The following is an 18,121-nucleotide window of genomic DNA, read 5'->3' as shown; positions in this document are numbered from 1 at the left end:
CCCCTACCGATACAGGCAGCAGACGATGCAGGCATACCAGACTATGTATGGATGCAAGTGAACGAGCTATGGATCTATGATCATGAGGAAGGCCGTATTTATTGCGCTGTTCATACGCCCACACCTGTTCACTTGGATACCATCAGTAGTAACACCGTCAATGTCGATGATGTCGCTTTGGATCAGCAGAAAGCCATACTTTCCGAATATTACGCAGAAGCTGTCCAGCGTGCAGAACGTATGCTGACCCAGTGGGAAAACATCATACAAGCCGGAGCAGCTGACCCTGCTTATATTCGCCGTTGCGTAAGACTTGCCGAAGAAGAGCTGTTCGCTACTCATCATGAAGCAGAAGGCTGGAAAGCAGCTTTCAACCAAGAGGACTTTGAACGCGCCGTAAAGCGCGTGCAGGAATACATTGCACAAGGTGACGTGTTTCAGGTAAACCTGTCGATTCGTCAGCAACGTACGCTGGTAGCCCAACCTGAGGATATCTATGAGTGGCTTCGCCTGCTGAACCCTTCCCCTTACATGGGCCTGCTGCGTATGCCGGATTTACGAATCGTCAGCGGTTCGCCGGAATTGTTGGTTAAGCTGGAAGATGGTCGCGTCAGCGCACGTCCCATTGCAGGTACGAGAAGGCGCGGACTGACACCGGAAGAGGATAGCGCCATGGCTGCCGAGCTGCTATCGAGCGAAAAAGAGCGTGCCGAGCATATTATGCTCGTCGATCTGGAACGTAATGATATCGGCCGGATTGCTGAATACGGAACGGTGCATGTGCCGGAGCTGCTGACTGTCGAGTACTATTCGCACGTGATGCATCTCGTTTCTCAAGTAGAGGGTAAGCTGGCCGCGGGTCGTACCGCTTTAGATGTGATTGCTGCTACCTTTCCGGGGGGAACCATTACCGGAGCGCCCAAGGTGCGTACTATGGAGATTATTGAAGAATTAGAGCCTGTCCGGCGCGGTCCTTATACAGGGTCCATGGGATGGATTGACTATAACGGCAATATGGAATTAAATATTATAATAAGAACACTAGCTGTCAGAGGCAGCACGGCCTATTTACAGGCAGGTGCAGGCATTGTCATTGACTCAGACCCGTACAGGGAATATCGCGAGTGCCGAAATAAGGCAAGAGCCGTCATGAAGGCAGTACAATGTGGTGAAGAAGAAGCCGCTTTGAGCAAGAGCGGTATCACAGGAGGGTGAGTCGTATGATTTTGGTGATTGATAACTATGATTCGTTTACGTACAATCTTGTTCAGTATTTGGGTGAGCTTGGCGAGGAAGTAACCGTAAGACGGAACGATGAGATTGATCTGAAAGGCATAGAAGAGTTGGCGCCAGAGCATATTCTGATTTCGCCAGGTCCATGCACGCCGAATGAGGCGGGAATATCGCTGGACGTGATTAGCCACTTTAAAGGGCGAATTCCGATCTTCGGCGTTTGTCTCGGTCACCAGGCCATCGGACAGGCGTTTGGCGGTCATGTCATCCGGGCTGAACGACTCATGCACGGCAAAACATCACCGATTCTCCACCATAATACATCGGTATTTGAAGGCTTGCCTTCCCCGTTTACAGCGACCCGGTATCATTCTTTGCTGGTGGAACGCGAGAGTCTGCCTGAATGCCTGGAAATTACTGCTGAAACTGCGGAAGGTGAAATTATGGGCTTGCGGCATAAAGAGTTTGCCGTGGAAGGAGTTCAGTTCCATCCCGAGTCCATCATTACGGACTACGGGCATCAACTGCTACGCAATTTCCTGAAACGCAAGGTAGGCGTCTGATTCATGAAATACATCGGAGTCAATGGCGCCCTCACGGAAGCCGCAGATGCCGTGATTCACGTAAGTGATCACGGCTTTTTGTACGGAATGGGCCTGTTTGAGACCTTCCGTACCTACAAGGGAGTTCCGTTCCTGCTCGATCGTCATTTGCACAGACTGGCAGAGGGCTGCCAGATGCTGGGCATTCCTTTTCAACCGGACAAGAACCAGCTTACCGAGCATATCCACAGTCTGATGGTCGCGAATGGTCTGAACGAAGCATATATTCGCTACACCGTATCTGCGGGCGAAGAGGCAATCGGCTTGCCGTCTGGTGACTATACGCGGCCTAACCATATTTTGTTTGCCAAGCCGTTACCCGCTACGCATATAGAAGCTATGGGAACGACTGCCGTATCGGCGCTTCAGTTGTTGCGAACCCCGAGAAACACGCCCGAGGGCGAGATTCGTTTAAAGTCGCTCCATTATATGAATAACATTCTCGCCAAGCGAGAGCTTCAGCAGTACGTCACTGCCGTCCAGCATAAGGCTGAAGGTATGATGCTTACGGCAGACGGTTTCCTGGCAGAAGGAATGGTCAGCAACCTGTTTTTTGTCCGAAGCGGTACGCTGTACACCCCAGACCTCTCCACAGGTATCCTGCCAGGTATTACACGTGGACTCATTCTAGAGCTGGCGCAAGCGAGAGGCATCCACTGTGAGCAGGGTCTATACCGTTGGGACGAGCTGCGACTGGCCGATGAAATATTTATGACGAATTCCATACAGGAAATCCGGCCTGTGAACCTGTTGCTGGAGCCATATGGAACGACGCAACGGTTATCCGATGCCTGGACACAGACCGATTCCATGACCGCTTTGCTGTTACACGATTACAGAGAGAAAGCAGGGATGAATTGAATATACCGACCTTGTACCGACGAAGCTATCAGATGGGCGAGGCCGAGCTTACGCTCGGAGATTCCACACAGGTGATGGGTATACTGAACGTGACCCCGGATTCATTTTCTGATGGCGGATTGCACAATAGTCTGGAGATTGCTGTTTTACATGCCTTGAAGCTGGTGGAGGATGGAGCCGATATTATTGATATTGGCGGGGAGTCTACCCGGCCGGGGCATGATCCGGTAGGTGTGGAGGAAGAACTGGCCCGTGTCATTCCGGTAGTACAGGCTATTCACCGTATTGCTCCTCACATTCCATTATCCGTGGATACTTACAAAGCTGAAGTAGCACGGCAGGCCCTTGAAGCGGGTGCGCATATCATCAATGATGTGTGGGGATTTAAGGCAGATCCTGACATGGCACGTGTAGCTTCACAATTCGATTGCCCTGTCATTTTAATGCATAACCGTCATGACCGTAACTATAGCGATTTAATACCTGATATGATTGATGATTTAAAAGAAAGTATCCGATTGGCGCTGGATGCAGGTGTACGTGCGGAACAGATCATTTTAGATCCCGGCATCGGATTTGCCAAAGATTACGACGAAAATATTCAAGCTATGACTTCTCTGGATACGCTAAGTCAGTTGGGTTATCCGCTGTTATTAGCGACGTCACGCAAAAGATTTATCCGTACAGCGCTGGATTTGCCTGTGGATGATGTGGTTGAGGGCACAGCAGCTACTGTCGCCTTTGGCATTGCCCAAGGCTGTCAGATAGTGCGTGTACATGATGTTGCACAAATCAAACGCACGGTACGGATGTGTGATGCGATGGTGTACGGGGCTAAAAACGCACTGAGTTATGGCGGGTAAAGTCCGCTTCACGAATCATTTGACCCTGCGATCGCTGTTGCAACGGGATTTTTTGAATTGGTAAAACATGTAGAGGTAAAAATCCCGTTGCAAAGGCGAGCGCTACGCTTCTTCGGATTCAAATAATTCGCTACGCTACTGCCCGCATAAAGTCCCCGTATTTTTAGAGGAATTTATTATGCAAGATGAACTAAAGAAAAGAATCCGACCGCGTAGTGGCACCTCGTGTACATCTTTAGTTCGGCTTATAGAGAAAAAATTGAAATCAAAAAACAGGGGGACTACCACGATGGATAAAATGGTTCTGCACCGCATGGAGTATTACGGATATCACGGCGTTTTTCCGGAAGAGCGCAAGCTGGGACAGCGTTTCTATATTGGTCTGGAGCTGGAGCTTGATCTGCGTGAGGCAGGCGAGCAGGATGCTTTGGATAAAACGGTCAATTATGCTGAGGTTCATCAGTTGGTTAAGGATATCGTAGAAAAGGAATCTTACCAATTGATTGAAGCTTTGGGCGAACGTATTGCATCTTCCTTACTGGACACTTATACTAGTGTCAATGCACTGACTGTCAAAGTCACGAAGCCGCATCCGCCGTTCGATATACATTTTGAGGGCGTGACGGTTGAGCTTTATCGCGCAAGAAAGTAGGAACGGTACATGAACGCACATTCGACCTCTGAGGCATCAGAGGCTTATATTGCTTTAGGGGCTAATTTGGGGGATCGTGAGCATACCCTGTATGAAGCCATCACGGCGCTGGACGAACATCCGGGTATACGGGTGCTGCGTTGCTCCAGCCTGTACGAAACAGAGCCTGTCGGGTATCTGGATCAGCCTTCTTTTCTAAACATGACAGCAGCCGTATCCACAACACTTGCTCCAGAAGAGCTTCTGACCTTCATGTTAGAAGTAGAGAGCCGTCTGGGTCGAGTAAGACATATCCCTAACGGTCCGCGCACCATTGATTTGGATTTGTTATGGATGGAAGCGGTGGAGCTCGCTACACCGGATTTGGAGCTTCCTCATCCCCGCATGCTGGAGCGTGCTTTTGTGCTTGTCCCATTGGCTGATATCGTTCCGAACCAAGATCCATCCGGCCTGTACAGTATCGTGCATACCGCATTGAAATCATTGGATGGAAAGGAAGGCATACAGTTTTGGAAAACATGCAGCTGGCACAACGGCTTCGCGCCTTTCGGAAGCTAAAAGGATTTACGCAGCAGGAGTTGGCTGAGCGAACTGGCATATCGTTGGCCATACTGGGTGCTGTGGAACGGGGCAACCGAACAATAGAGCCTGACATGCTGAACCTTATTGCCCAAACCCTAGAAATACAAGTCCGGGAACTGACGGAATGACGATAAGTACACCATATACAAGTATAAATAAAGGAGTGAACAGAGCATGTTGAAAATCGGCGGTATTGAAATGAAAAATCAGGTCGTGCTGGCTCCGATGGCGGGCGTGTGTAACCCTGCTTTCCGTCTGATTGCCAAAGAATTTGGCACAGGCTTGGTATGCGCAGAAATGGTTAGTGACAAGGCGATCATTCACGGCAACAAGCGCACCCGTGAGATGCTGTTCGTAGATGAGCGCGAGAAGCCGCTCAGTCTGCAAATTTTTGGGGGAGACCGTGAATCCTTGGTGGAAGCGGCTAAGGTCGTGGATCAGGAGACGAACGCAGATATTATTGATATCAATATGGGCTGCCCGGTTCCGAAGGTAACCAAATGTGATGCAGGTGCCCGCTGGCTGCTTGATCCCAATAAAATTTATGAAATGGTATCCGCAGTTGTGGAATCGGTTAGCAAGCCTGTTACCGTGAAAATGCGTATTGGATGGGACAGCGAGCATATTTATGCCGTAGAGAACGCCCGCGCCGTAGAACGTGCAGGAGGCCAGGCTGTTAGTGTACATGGCCGTACACGGGAGCAACTGTATACGGGACATGCGAACTGGGATATTATAAAAGAAGTTAAAGAAGCGGTTTCCATTCCTGTAATCGGAAACGGGGACGTGGCAACACCGGAAGATGCCCGCCGGATGCTCGATTTGACCAACTGTGACGGTGTTATGATCGGACGCGGCGCTCTGGGTAACCCTTGGATGCTGTACCGTACGATTGAGTATTTGCAGACAGGGGAGCTTTTGCCTGATCCTTCACCGGAAGAAAAAATCCGCATTGCCATTCTGCATATGGATCGTCTGGTGGCATTGAAGGGTGAAGCCGTGGCTGTACGCGAAATGCGTAAGCATCTGGCCTGGTACCTCAAAGGACTTAGAGGCTCTGCACGCATTAAGGACGTTGTTATGGAAGAAACGAGACGTGATGATATGGTACGTATTTTGGATGGTTTTGTATCCGGACTACACACGGTAGAAAATGATGAACATTCCACGGGGGCTGTTTCTCCTGCCGCCGTTGCGAAATAAGGAAGCTGTTTCTGCCTTTGCATGTGATTGACTTTTCCAATTGCTTGCCCTATAATCGTTCAGTATAAAATCTTGATGTATGCTACAATTGTATGCAGCTCTCAAGACAACAGCAGGAAATGTTCTCATTCCCTCAGAGTGGCATATTATGTTTTGAAAGCGTGCATTCCGATGCACTTTTAAACTTTTCCCATGACAGGAGAATTGGTTAAGATGAGCGATAAAGAAGTCATTCTGACACAGGAAGGTCTTAGGAAGCTCGAAGATGAGCTTGAGAACTTGAAGTCTGTCAAACGCCGTGAAGTGGCGGAACGGATTAAGGTAGCTATCGGGTACGGGGATATCAGTGAAAACTCTGAGTATGAGGATGCGAAGAATGAGCAGGCTTTCATTGAAGGCCGTGTAATTACACTGGAAAAATTGCTACGCAATGCCCGCATTATCAATAGTGATGAAATTGAAACCGATGTTGTTGGAGTAGGCGCAACCGTGACCGTTGAGGATATGGAATTTGGAGATGTTACAGAGTATGCGATCGTAGGTTCGGCTGAATCGGACCCGCTCCAGAATAAAATCTCCAATGAAAGTCCGCTTGGCAAGGCAATGCTCGGTAAGAAAAAAGGAACTGTTGTGGATGTCACCGTTCCAGCAGGCGTTATACAATATAAAATCGTGGATATCAAAAAATAAGACACAAACTTTGGAATTGAATGTAAAAGCTTCCTTGGGGAAGCTTTTTTTCTCTACAACCGGACGGACCCCGGCCCGTCTATTCATATTGAAGGAGCTGATTTAGCACCATGTCGGATGAAACTACTAACCAGGAACCTCAAGAAAATCGCGAGGAACTAAGTGAACTGCTGCAAATTCGCCGCGCCAAATTGGACGAGCTTCGCTCGTTGGGCATTGATCCTTTTGGTCGTAAATACATACGCACAGCTGAGGCGGGTGTACTGCTAAGCAAGTATGACAGTCTTACCAAGGAAGAACTGGAAGAAAAGAATATTGAAATTAGCATTGCAGGCCGTATTATGGCCAAACGGGTTATGGGGAAAGCCAGCTTTGCCCATGTACAGGATCTCAGTGGACGTATTCAAATTTATGTTCGTCAAGATACCGTGCCGGAAGCGAAATACAAAGCATTCGGTATTTTGGATCTGGGCGATATTGTGGGGATTAAAGGCGTGCTGTTCAAGACCAAAACAGGGGAAACCACCATTAAGGTGCTGGACCTTGAGGTATTGTCCAAATCGTTGTATCCATTGCCGGAAAAATATCATGGTCTGAAGGATGTCGAGCTGCGCTACCGTCAGCGCTACGTCGATCTGGTTATGAACCCGGAAGTACAAAAAACGTTTATTACCCGTTCCCGTATTATTCAATCCATGCGCCGTTATCTGGACTCGCTCGGTTATTTGGAGGTTGAAACGCCAACACTGCATTCCATCGCAGGCGGGGCGGCGGCCAAGCCGTTTATTACACATCATAATGCACTGGACATGCAGCTATATATGCGTATTGCCATTGAACTTCATCTGAAACGACTGATTGTCGGCGGATTGGAGAAAGTATATGAGATCGGTCGCGTTTACCGTAATGAAGGTATTTCCACTCGCCATAATCCTGAGTTCACGATGATTGAGCTGTATGAAGCGTATGCTGACTACCAGGACATCATGAAATTGACGGAAAACATGGTGGCTCACATTGCGCAAGAAGTGCTTGGCACACAGCGTATTCATTATCAGGGCCAGGAAGTGGACCTGACGCCGCAATGGCGCAGAGTATCTATGGTTGATGCGGTTAAAGAAGTAACAGGCGTGGATTTTGGCGCACAATTGAGCAATGAAGAAGCTCATCGCCTTGCGAAAGAGCATAAAGTGCCGGTAGAGCCGCATATGACCTTTGGACATATTCTGAATGCCTTCTTCGAACAATTTGTAGAGGAAACACTTATTCAACCGACCTTTATTACCGGGCATCCGGTTGAAATCTCGCCATTGGCGAAGAGAAACGAACAAGATCCACGCTTTACGGATCGCTTCGAGTTGTTTGTTGTAGCTCGTGAGCATGCTAACGCATTCACTGAGCTGAATGATCCGATTGACCAACGTCAACGTTTTGAAGCACAATTGCTGGAACGTGAGCATGGCAATGACGAGGCTCATGAAATGGATGATGATTTTATCCGTGCCTTGGAATACGGCATGCCGCCAACAGGCGGACTGGGCATCGGCATCGATCGCTTGGTTATGTTGCTGACGGATGCTCCTTCCATTCGCGATGTGCTGCTTTTCCCGCATATGCGTAACCGTACTGTAGAATAACATAAATTATGAATATAGAGGATCAGCCGGGCTTCCCGTGTCTTGTTCCTCTTTTTCATAAGAACGGATGGAGAGAAAACTTCTAATGAAACGCAGCGTCAAGCTTACCCGGTTTGCTTCCCCTCCTTTTATATTGGTCATCGGATATTTGCTGATTATTGCATTAGGCACTTTACTGCTGATGCTTCCTATCTCCAATCATAGCGGGCATGCTCCACATTGGATTGATTCGCTTTTTACGTCCGTCTCCGCTGCCTGTGTCACAGGATTAGTTGTGGTTGACGTTGATTCAACCTATACGATGTTTGGAGAGACCGTTATTATGGTGCTGATGCAACTGGGCGGGCTTGGTTTTATGACCTTGGCGACATTGTTTGCGTTGCTGTTGGGGCGTCGATTGTCGCTGAAGGACCGACTGCTGCTCAAAGAAGCTATCAGTGCCGACAGCATGGAAGGAATCGTGCGTATTATCCGCAAGGTGCTGATCTTCTCTTTTACCATTGAGGCGATTGCTGCCGTCGTTTTAGCTTTGCGATGGATGAGGGAGATGCCTGTCGGACAAGCGATATATTATGGAATATTCCATTCGGTTTCCTTGTTTAACAATGGAGGATTTGATCTGTTCGGAAGCAGCTTCCAGCAATATGCCGGAGACTTTGTGTTCAATATGATTGCATCCGTGCTTGTCATTTCGGGGGGACTGGGTTTCCTTGTACTAAGCGATCTATTCGATTTTCACCGCACTCGAAGACTGACTTTTCACTCGAAAATGGTACTCAGTGTGTCAGGGACGCTTATTGTGCTTGGTGCGCTGGTCATATTTATTTTTGAGTTTACCAATGCACGAACCTTGGGCTCACTGAACTGGGAAGGCAAAGTGTATGCCTCTGTCTTTCAGTCCGTATCCACACGATCATCGGGAACCAGCACAGTAGATATCAGCGGGTTAAGGCAGGCCAGCCAGTTTTTTATCATGTTGCTGATGATTATCGGCGCTTCTCCAGGCTCCACCGGGGGAGGAATCAAAACGACTACGTTCCTGCTAATGGTTGGGGCCCTAATTGCCGTCATGCGGGGACAGAAGGAAATTGTGTTCTTTCGCCACCGGGTTCCCAAAGATATCATGATGCGTGCGCTGACCATTATTGTATTGGCCCTATTTATCTTCTCCATTGTGGTCATGCTGCTCTTAATGACAGAGGCTGCACCTTTTCTCTCACTTGCGTTTGAGGCCGCCTCCGCGATCGGAACGGTGGGGCTGTCGACAGGTGTGACCCCGGGACTGTCTGACGCGGGTAAGCTGATCATTTGTGTGACCATGTTCATTGGTAGAATTGGGCCGCTCACGATTGCTTATGCCATTCGTTCACGCTCTACCAAAACGCTGTACCGTCGTCCCGAAGGACATATTGTAATTGGATAGTGGATAGCTTATCTGAATAAAAAAGATGCACCCGTGTCATGCGCACGGGTGCATCTTTTTTTTATTTCACATCATCATAATCTAATTTGCAGCATATCATGAAAAGCACCCCATTTGAGAATGATAGGCAATGAACTTGACAGATACTATTTTCATGTAGAAAAAAGGCTATTTGTTTCCTTTTATGTAATTGTAGACAATATACTAGGAATATTATGTATAATATTGTATGATAGTGGGCATGGAAGGGGGATAGCTGAGGGAAACACCAATTTCTAATTTGAAAGGAATCATCTATTATGTATTTATTTATTATTAGTGCTGAAGTTTTATTCTGGGTTTTTGTTGTTTTAGGGTTGATCGCAAGATATATGTTTGGCTTAAAGAAATTAGGCGGTCTTCTTTTACTGTGTACTCCTATTATTGATATCCTGTTACTGATTGCGGTGTTCATCACGGTGAGCAGCGGCATGGAGATTACGACCGCTACTGGCCTGGCGGCTTGCTATCTTGGCATTACGGTAGCATTTGGTCATAGGCTAATTAAATGGGCGGATGTGCGGTTCTCTCATTGGTTTGGCAAGGGACCGAAGCCCGAACGCAAATATGGGGCTGCTCATGCAAAAGAGGAACGGACGGGGTGGTTGCTTCACCTGTTGGGCTGGGTCATTGGCAACGCTCTACTGTTTGCTATCATTGTGTATGTAGATGATCCACAGCGTACGGTTTCCTTGGAAGGCATTATGAGTACATGGGCAATCGTTCTGGTAATCGACTTTATTGTTTCCTTTAGCTATACCTTGGCTCCAAAGAAAAATAAGGCATAGCCCTAAGCAGTATAAGGCTTTACACTCGGATGAAATAAGACCGATCAATCAGGATGTTCAAATCGGAAGGGACATTGATGGTAAAAAATGAAGTTGTCACTTCCGGTAGTTTGCTGAGTCCATCGCTATTATGAGAATATGTACAAAATATTTGAAAAGTATATTGAACTCGCTTTGACAGTCACCTCATTTTTGCCTTCCATCTTTTCACTTGCATGGATTCCTTCCGATTTGAACACAGACAAACAGAAGCAGTGCAGTTTTCATAAGCTGACATGATAAGGGCCCAGCTTATGTTGTTGCTGGGTATGGCAGGACAAGCTATCGTATGGAGCGCGCTTGAATTCCCGAAGGAATGGGACCTTTGATTACAGCCGAGCTCATCCGCAGAATAGTGTCCTGCCAATCCTCATAAATTTTAAAATAATTGTTGTATTTGCCTAAAACGTCGATTGTTTAACTTTGGCAACTAGCATGATAATAATCCAGAAAAGATTACATATGTCTATATATGTAGACATACGAAATTAAGTTGTTTTTTTGTCGAAAAATGTAAGACAAGAGAGGTGATTTCTGTGGCAGCACTGCTGAGTGGTAAGAACATTTTGATTATGGGTGTGGCTAACAACAGGAGTATTGCCTGGGGGACAGCCCAATCTTTAGCTGCTGAAGGAGCAAGGCTCATTTTTACTTACGAAAATGAGAGGGTTGCAGATCGGGTCCTAAAGCTCGTTGAAACGATTCCGGGGTCCATTGTCTGTCCCTGTAATGTACAAAGCGATGAAGAATTGGATGCACTGGCGGATTTTCTAAAGGAGAAAGTAGGCGTCCTGCATGGTTATTTTCACAGTGTTGCCTATGCTAAGGCTGAGGATTTGGACGGTCTGTTCGTCGACACTTCTCGCGAGGGATTCGCCATTGCTCAAGAAATCAGTGCCTACTCTCTGGCTGCTGTTTCCCGACGGGTTTACCCGCTGATGACGGAGGGTGGAAGTATCGTCACCATGACGTATATTGGCGCAGAACGAGCGATCAAGAATTACAACGTTATGGGTGTGGCGAAGGCTTCACTGGAAGCAAGCATGCGTTATCTGTCGAATGATCTGGGTACTTATGGTATTCGTGTCAATGCGATTTCGGCTGGTCCCATACGGACTTTGGCCGCTTACGGGATTAAGGATTTTAGCACGATGCTAAAGCATATTGAAGAGACGACGCCCCTACGCAAGTCGGTCGATACGTCCGAAGTTGGAGATACCGCGTTATTCTTATTTTCCCATTTATCGAGAGGCATTACGGGAGAAGTTATCCATGTTGATGCAGGATACCATATTACGGGGATGTAAGGAGGGAACGCTGTGATTGTTACGCATACGGATTGCCGTATTATCTCACCTGAAGGGATTATGACAAGGGAGCGTCTGGAGCGGGATGTTACGATCTTCTCCCAGATGTTGACTCTCAGAGGAATTCCCGAAGACGGTAGAGTGATTCTGAAAGCGGCCAATTCCTATTGGTTTATTGTGTCTCTGTTCTCCCTGTGCAATATCGCTGTTTCGGTGACTGTGGTGGACGAGCAGACTGTACTCGATGAGGTGGCCCAAATCTATGATGAAGCGGGTGCCTGTTGCATCCTTACGGATTCCGATTTAGAACTTCCTCATGCTCTCGTTATTCTGATTCGAGATCTAATTCAAGAAGAAGCAGTACACCCGGATTGGGTGGGAGAGCCAAAGCTTGAAGCCCTCGACTTTAACAAGTGGTGCGAGAGACCGGATGCGCTCATTCTGTATTCTTCAGGTACAACAGGAAAACCCAAGGGAATCGTGAAAGCTGGATCAGCCTTCATGGACAATATCAGGCATTCTATACACGCCATGAACTACCTGCCGTCTGACCATATGCTCCCTGTTGTACCGTTTTCTCACTTTTATGGTATTTCACTCATCTTCTCCTGGTGGTTAACATCATGTTCTCTCATCATCTGCAATCCTAGAAACCTCTGGAGCGTCATTGCAAGTATTACGAAAGACCGGGCGACGGTCGTAGACGCTAACCCCTCTGCTTTTTACACCTTGTTGCGTATGTTAAACCGAAAACCCGAACAACTGGAAATGGTCAAGGAAGCTCCGGTGCGCATGTGGTGCGTAGGCGGTTCTCCACTTACCCAAGACCTCGAAGAGAAATTTAACAACATATTTGGACAGCCCTTGCTGAATGGTTACGGCCTTTCTGAATTGGGCAACGTTACGCTGGGGACGCTGGAGTGTCCACAAGGTTGTGGCAAACCGTTGCCTGGTGTGGACCTGAAAATACTGGATGCTACTGGTGATCAGCAGGCGAACGGCATCGTAGGCGAAGTGTGGATACGCAGTGCCGGATGCATGGAAGGTTACCTGAATCGTCCAGACCTGACGCAGTCCGTTCTACAGGACGGCTGGTTCAAAACGGGTGATTTGGGCTATCTGGATGACGAAATGCTGTATGTAATTGGTCGCAGCGGTAAGACGGTCAACCGGATGGGTTATATGGTATCTCCGGTTTATATCGAGGACCGGATTGGTTCGCTAGGTTACCGATCCTGCGTGATTACCTTGGAGGACGAGGCGAAAGGAACATTGCTTGTTGCATTCATCGAAAGCGAATCCTCGCAGGCCTTGTCTGTACTCCGCAAAGAGATGAATCGGGTACTTCCTTCCTACATGTTTCCCGATCTTTTGCTTCCGCTCGCCCATTTTTCTTTAAATCGCAATGGAAAAGTAGATCGGCTGGAGATGGAGCGCATTGCCCTGGAGAAAGTTGCTTCTCGCAAAATATAACAAGGTATTTACCAAAAACCGCATAAGGAAAGGGAGAATGCACCATGAGTATGAATCCGGAACTAGCAAAAAACACGCTTTTTTTGGAAAGGCATGAAGCAATTTTAAAGTGCCTTAATTATTTGATCGAGCATCGGCAGGAAGTGATGGATATTCTCACCCAATTTTCATCCTATCGGGCCGCCAATGCAGAAATTGATTCCACCATCCTCACACTGCAAGGTGCTTTGCAAGAAGTGCAGACCTATCAGCCAAGCCCGCAACGATCTATGGCTGTATTTATGCCTTCCAACGTCGTTTTGTACTCCTATGCATTATACCTCTTGATTCCGTCCCTGTACGTTGAGAATATAGACTTTCGTCCTTCTTCTCACGTAAACGAGTACGTCAACATGCTGCATGAAAAGCTCCAGGCTGTACATGGATTACCCATCTATATTCGTAAGGTTAGCCAGAGAGTTTTCATGGAAAATTCGGTTATGCCAGCTGATATTGTGGTGTTCACTGGAAGCTATACCAATGCGGAGAAGATCAAAAAACAGATTCGAAAGGAACAGCTCTACATCTTTTACGGACAAGGGATAAATCCTTTTATCATCGGACCCGATGCCGATCTGGAACTGGCGGTTGCCGATGTGATTCGAATGAGATTGTTCAACTCTGGACAAGACTGCCTGGGACCCGACATCATTCTGGTACATCAGGATGTGACGGAGAATTTCAAAAACCTGCTGATTCAGCGGCTGGACGAACTCGTGTTTGGAGCCAACAATGACCCGAACGCGAACTACTCCCCTATTTTCTATAAAGACACGCTGTATTCGGTTTCGGAATATTTTAATACGAACGATAAGTTTATTATTTACGGCGGTGGCATTGATTTCCGTACGAAAAAGATGGAGCCAACGATTGTATATAGCGAACTAGATCAGGATTTGGAGATTATTGAGTATTTTTCACCAGTCTTCAACGTGGTTAGCTACCGAGACGACGAGCAACTGATCAAGCGTATTTCCTCCAGTTATTTCAGTGAACGTGCGATGGGCTGCAGCTTATACGGATCTAATCACCTGGCGGACGTCCTGCGAAAGAAGCACACGCTGACCATTAATGAGACGCTTGAGGATGTGGATCAGGGCAATAAGCCCTTTGGTGGCTATGGCACGATGTCGAACTATATTTTTTACGATTTTAAGCTCGTTTCGAAGCCTATTTTGATTTCAAAAATTGTCGCAGAATATTTGTCGGAAAAGAGGAGTTTGGTATGACTGCGAGCTTATTGCCATGGGATGCCATCATTGGCTACTTAAAATCGGCTGGGGTTCGGCATCTCTTTGGATTACCAAGTGATGATCTCAAGATCGTATCGTCACTCCCCTCGTCCGGTATGGATTTTATTCTGTGCAAAGATCAGCGTAATGCTGTATTTATGGCAGCAGGCTATGCGCTCACAACCAACCAGATGTCCGTATGTGTTGTGGGTAAAGGGCCTGCGCTCAGTAATACACTTACGGGGCTGCTGGAAGCCAAGAACCTTGGTGCTCCGCTTTTACTTTTGGCGCTCGGCACCGGAGGGGACAAGCTGGGTACCCGATCCTTTCAGGAGGCAGATCAAATCTCACTCGTGAAGCCGCTCGTAAAATGGGCTTACCGTGTCGAGCATGTGGATCGACTTGTATGGGCGCTGGAGCGGGCAGCCTTTTTGGCGATCAATGGGGCTCCAGGTCCTGTCTATATTGAACTGCCCGAAAACCTGATGGACCAGCCTGTGCCGACAGGGCTTCAGTTTATTCCGCCAGAAAAGCTTTCGTGCTCTCCGTCTCTTCGGGAGCTGGATGCGGCATGGGAGATTATCAAGACTGCTCGCAGACCTGTCATTTTGGTCGGAGGCGGGATGAAGTCCGTTACAAATGATGTAATCGGGATATTCGCTGATCTGTGCGGAGCAGCCTTGTTCGCAACCGCCTCGGGACGGAGTGCAGTTGATGAAGAGGACGAGCTTTTCTGTGGGGTGGCCGGGCTCTATACGGATCTCAGTCTGAGACAAATCTGGAAGGAATCTGATGTAGTGATTGCGCTGGGCAGCCGATTGGAAGAAACGGCTACATTCGAGTGGGATATTTTGCTAGAGGATACACCTTTAATTCAAGTCAATGTCGAGCTGGAGGATTTTGCACACGAATACCGGGGTGTCAAAGTACTTGGAGATGGATATGCAGCATTAGAGCAGTGGGTTCAACGGTACGGACATAAACCTGATGAAGTGTGGCTTGAAACGATCAGAAGTTGTAAACAGAAGGCATTTTCTAATAGAGCCATTTATCTGGAGGAGTTGAAAAAGACCCCTGGAATCCACGTTCCAGAGCTGCTGGAGATCATTCAGACGGAATTTCCAGAAAAAATGGTGCTTGTTCAGGAAAATGGATTACAGGATATGTGGTCTTACTTTTATCCATATTTTCGATTCACGCAAGGTTCTCTTTCAATTGTTCCCAGTGACCAAACGAGCCTTGGATTCGGTGCGGCTGCTGCTTTGGGAGCAAGCGTGGCAACAGAACGTCCAGTAGTGGCGCTTGTAGGTGATGGTGCGTTCAATCTCTTCTGTTCGGATTTTATGACGGCGGTACAGTATCAAATACCGTTAATCTATCTCGTACTCAATAATGGCGGGTATGGTTGGTTGCAAAATCAGATGAATTATAAGCACCTTTCAGGGCAGTCCCTCCCATTTGTCTCAGAGGCGGCCAAGACAGGAATCCAAATTCCACAGTATGAATTTGTGGAAAGTCTTGCAATCCGGAGCAAGGGGGAGGCCCGGGAACAGCTTCAGCTTGCTTGGCAAAAGTATCAGGAGAACAAGCTTGTGGTCGTCGAGGTATATGCTGATCTTGCGGATGTGCATGAAAAAATCAGTCATGTGTATGGCGACTTTCCTCTCTACGAGCAACAGGCTTCCAAGAATTAATTTCAGCGAAGGACGTGGGTACAGTGAGAAGACGTGTTGTGGTTACAGGACAGGGAGTCGTAACGCCGGTTGGGCTTAATCTTACGGATTTCTGGAATTCACTGTTGGAAGGAAAGAGCGGCATCGGACCTGTCACTGCTTTTGATACAGCGGACATTCCGACAAAGATTGGCGCACAGGTTACGGGCTTTGATCCGTTGCAATATATGAGCAAGAAGGAAGCTAATAAAGTCGCACAGTTCACTCAGTTTGCCCTAGCGGCTGCACGGCAGGCAATGGAGCAATCGAAATTAGTGATTGATGAGCGGAATGCAGGCCGCGTGGGGGTTATTGTCGGCTCTGGAGCAGGCGGCCTAGACGTCATAGAGGAGAACTACGGGAAATTAACAAAGCTGGGTCCCAAAAGGGTTTCTCCTTATTTTGTTTCCTCCATGATGATTAATTCAGCGCCTGGTGAAATATCCATTGCTATCGGAGCCAAGGGACCTTCGTTTGCCGTGGTTACGGCTTGCGCCACAGGAAGTAATGCCATTGGTGAAGCATTACGTACGATCCAGTACGGCACGGCTGATGTCGTGGTCGCTGGAGGATCAGAGGCTAATTTTAGTCAGCTTGATTTGGCATCTTTTGCGAATATCCATGCGCTCTCCAGACGCAATGAAGAGCCGCAAAAGGCCAGTCGTCCGTTTGATGTGGACCGCGATGGATTCGTCATCGGCGGAGGAGCAGGGGTCTTAGTGCTGGAGGAGCTGGAGCATGCCTTGAACCGCGGGGCTACCATTTTGGCCGAGGTTGCGGGTTACGGATGCACAACCGATGCGTATCATATCACGGCTCCAGACCCCTCGGGCTCCGGTCCGGCAGAAGCGATCAGCATCGCACTGCAGGATGGTGGCTTGACACCACAGGAAATCGACTATGTCAATGCTCATGGTACGAGTACGCCGTTTAACGACCGCATGGAGATTAATGCCATTCAGAAGGTATTTGGGGAGCATGCTCCCCATTTGGCGATATCGTCTATTAAATCCATGACAGGCCATTTAATGGGCGGAGCAGGGGCAGTCGAATTAATTGCAACTGTACAGAGCATGATCCACGGCAAAGTACCACCGACACTCAATTGTGACAATCCCGAAGCCCCTGAACTGAATTTTGTACCGCATGTATATCAGGAACGCGAGGTCCGTGCGGCGATTAGTAATTCCTTTGGTTTCGGGGGGCACAACGTCTGTCTTGCTGTTCGCAAGTGGGAGGGGGTATAAGCCTGTGAGCGAAGAGCTAATCCATATCCCGGATGTGCTTCCACACAGGTACCCGTTTCTTCTGCTGGATGGCGTGACTGGGTACGAAACGTCGCAATGGGCGAAGGGGTACAAGCTTGTTACCTGGAGTGAATGGTTTATTACAGAGGCTAATCCATACATGCCTCCTATGTTGATCGTGGAGTCGCTCGCACAATTGGCGGCATTCGCTGCGATTGACAAAAAAGGTATTTCATATATGACCAACCTTAATGGAGTTCGATTCCATAGCTTGGCGAGGCCAGGGGACCGAATTGATCTCTATTTTGAAGTGATCAAGCGTCGGCGGGGATATATACTCGGCAGCGGTCGTGCTTCTGTAGGCGAGCGTTTGGTGGCTGAGGCGGAAGAAATTGTTTCACTTGATCAATGACCGGAGGAAGCGTACATTAAACGGTCCTTTTGTCCTCCTGACTGCCAGTAGCAGCGGGAGGATAATCACATCACGGAATAGGAGTGA

Annotated in this window: 18 protein-coding genes; all 18 read left to right on the top strand. The window is 48.0% G+C overall.

The window, feature by feature from the left end:
* A partial coding sequence (locus L696_RS0117245) for an anthranilate synthase component I family protein (RefSeq protein WP_025684753.1) occupies positions 1-1,215 on the top strand: 1,215 nt, incomplete at its 5' end.
* 5 nt (positions 1,216-1,220) lie between these two features.
* The gene (pabA, locus tag L696_RS0117240) at positions 1,221-1,796 is read left to right on the top strand and encodes an aminodeoxychorismate/anthranilate synthase component II (protein ID WP_025684752.1); all 576 of its coding nucleotides are present in this window, start codon (positions 1,221-1,223) and stop codon (positions 1,794-1,796) included.
* A gap of 3 nt (positions 1,797-1,799) precedes the next feature.
* Entirely contained in the window at positions 1,800-2,696 is an 897-nt protein-coding gene (locus L696_RS0117235) for an aminotransferase class IV (RefSeq protein WP_025684751.1), read from the top strand.
* Positions 2,693-3,559, top strand: a complete 867-nt coding sequence (gene folP / locus L696_RS0117230) for a dihydropteroate synthase (RefSeq protein ID WP_025684750.1) — start codon at positions 2,693-2,695, stop codon at positions 3,557-3,559. The genes L696_RS0117235 and folP overlap by 4 nt, the downstream gene beginning before the upstream one ends.
* A gap of 289 nt (positions 3,560-3,848) precedes the next feature.
* Entirely contained in the window at positions 3,849-4,211 is a 363-nt protein-coding gene (folB, locus tag L696_RS0117225) for a dihydroneopterin aldolase (RefSeq protein ID WP_025684749.1), read from the top strand.
* Positions 4,212-4,220: 9 nt separating this feature from the next.
* On the top strand, positions 4,221-4,769 hold the full coding sequence (gene folK, locus L696_RS0117220) for a 2-amino-4-hydroxy-6-hydroxymethyldihydropteridine diphosphokinase (protein WP_025684748.1): 549 nt from the start codon (positions 4,221-4,223) through the stop codon (positions 4,767-4,769).
* Positions 4,721-4,921, top strand: coding sequence for a helix-turn-helix domain-containing protein (locus tag L696_RS29680; protein WP_187644971.1), 201 nt, complete (start codon positions 4,721-4,723; stop codon positions 4,919-4,921). Before folK ends, L696_RS29680 begins: the two co-directional genes overlap by 49 nt.
* 46 nt (positions 4,922-4,967) lie before the next feature.
* Entirely contained in the window at positions 4,968-5,996 is a 1,029-nt protein-coding gene (gene dusB / locus L696_RS0117215; protein WP_025684747.1) for a tRNA dihydrouridine synthase DusB, read from the top strand.
* A gap of 213 nt (positions 5,997-6,209) precedes the next feature.
* The gene (greA, locus tag L696_RS0117210) at positions 6,210-6,686 is read left to right on the top strand and encodes a transcription elongation factor GreA (protein ID WP_025684746.1); all 477 of its coding nucleotides are present in this window, start codon (positions 6,210-6,212) and stop codon (positions 6,684-6,686) included.
* 110 nt (positions 6,687-6,796) lie between these two features.
* Positions 6,797-8,323: a lysine--tRNA ligase gene (gene lysS, locus L696_RS0117205; RefSeq protein WP_025684745.1), complete on the top strand. Its 1,527-nt coding sequence runs from the start codon at positions 6,797-6,799 to the stop codon at positions 8,321-8,323.
* Positions 8,324-8,408: 85 nt separating this feature from the next.
* On the top strand, positions 8,409-9,746 hold the full coding sequence (locus L696_RS0117200; protein ID WP_025684744.1) for a TrkH family potassium uptake protein: 1,338 nt from the start codon (positions 8,409-8,411) through the stop codon (positions 9,744-9,746).
* 299 nt (positions 9,747-10,045) lie between these two features.
* A complete protein-coding gene (locus L696_RS0117195) occupies positions 10,046-10,573 on the top strand; it encodes a hypothetical protein (RefSeq protein WP_025684743.1) in 528 nt (175 codons plus the stop codon).
* A 575-nt stretch (positions 10,574-11,148) separates the two neighbouring features.
* A complete protein-coding gene (gene fabI, locus L696_RS0117190) occupies positions 11,149-11,919 on the top strand; it encodes an enoyl-ACP reductase FabI (RefSeq protein WP_025684742.1) in 771 nt (256 codons plus the stop codon).
* A 12-nt stretch (positions 11,920-11,931) separates the two neighbouring features.
* Positions 11,932-13,392: a class I adenylate-forming enzyme family protein gene (locus L696_RS0117185; protein ID WP_025684741.1), complete on the top strand. Its 1,461-nt coding sequence runs from the start codon at positions 11,932-11,934 to the stop codon at positions 13,390-13,392.
* 44 nt (positions 13,393-13,436) lie between these two features.
* Positions 13,437-14,660, top strand: coding sequence for an aldehyde dehydrogenase family protein (locus tag L696_RS0117180; RefSeq protein WP_025684740.1), 1,224 nt, complete (start codon positions 13,437-13,439; stop codon positions 14,658-14,660).
* On the top strand, positions 14,657-16,357 hold the full coding sequence (locus L696_RS0117175; RefSeq protein ID WP_025684739.1) for a thiamine pyrophosphate-binding protein: 1,701 nt from the start codon (positions 14,657-14,659) through the stop codon (positions 16,355-16,357). Before L696_RS0117180 ends, L696_RS0117175 begins: the two co-directional genes overlap by 4 nt.
* A gap of 23 nt (positions 16,358-16,380) precedes the next feature.
* Positions 16,381-17,622, top strand: coding sequence for a beta-ketoacyl-ACP synthase II (gene fabF, locus L696_RS0117170; protein ID WP_025684738.1), 1,242 nt, complete (start codon positions 16,381-16,383; stop codon positions 17,620-17,622).
* Between the two features lie 4 nt (positions 17,623-17,626).
* Positions 17,627-18,034: a 3-hydroxyacyl-ACP dehydratase FabZ family protein gene (locus L696_RS0117165; protein WP_049827430.1), complete on the top strand. Its 408-nt coding sequence runs from the start codon at positions 17,627-17,629 to the stop codon at positions 18,032-18,034.
* Positions 18,035-18,121 lie beyond the last annotated feature (87 nt).

This window comes from Paenibacillus maysiensis, from assembly GCF_000520815.1.
Lineage (GTDB): Bacteria > Bacillota > Bacilli > Paenibacillales > Paenibacillaceae > Paenibacillus > Paenibacillus maysiensis.
This window is presented reverse-complemented; position numbering and strand designations above follow the sequence as displayed.

Bases quoted from the DNA above. Each gene is read 5' to 3' on its own strand.
- L696_RS0117175 (WP_025684739.1), top strand. From the start codon at position 14,657: ATGACTGCGAGCTTATTGCCATGGGATGCCATCATTGGCTACTTAAAA.
- L696_RS0117180 (WP_025684740.1), top strand. From the start codon at position 13,437: ATGAGTATGAATCCGGAACTAGCAAAAAACACGCTTTTTTTGGAAAGG.
- dusB (WP_025684747.1), top strand. From the start codon at position 4,968: ATGTTGAAAATCGGCGGTATTGAAATGAAAAATCAGGTCGTGCTGGCT.
- L696_RS0117195 (WP_025684743.1), top strand. From the start codon at position 10,046: ATGTATTTATTTATTATTAGTGCTGAAGTTTTATTCTGGGTTTTTGTT.
- pabA (WP_025684752.1), top strand. From the start codon at position 1,221: ATGATTTTGGTGATTGATAACTATGATTCGTTTACGTACAATCTTGTT.
- folK (WP_025684748.1), top strand. From the start codon at position 4,221: ATGAACGCACATTCGACCTCTGAGGCATCAGAGGCTTATATTGCTTTA.
- lysS (WP_025684745.1), top strand. From the start codon at position 6,797: ATGTCGGATGAAACTACTAACCAGGAACCTCAAGAAAATCGCGAGGAA.
- folB (WP_025684749.1), top strand. From the start codon at position 3,849: ATGGATAAAATGGTTCTGCACCGCATGGAGTATTACGGATATCACGGC.
- greA (WP_025684746.1), top strand. From the start codon at position 6,210: ATGAGCGATAAAGAAGTCATTCTGACACAGGAAGGTCTTAGGAAGCTC.
- L696_RS0117235 (WP_025684751.1), top strand. From the start codon at position 1,800: ATGAAATACATCGGAGTCAATGGCGCCCTCACGGAAGCCGCAGATGCC.
- L696_RS0117200 (WP_025684744.1), top strand. From the start codon at position 8,409: ATGAAACGCAGCGTCAAGCTTACCCGGTTTGCTTCCCCTCCTTTTATA.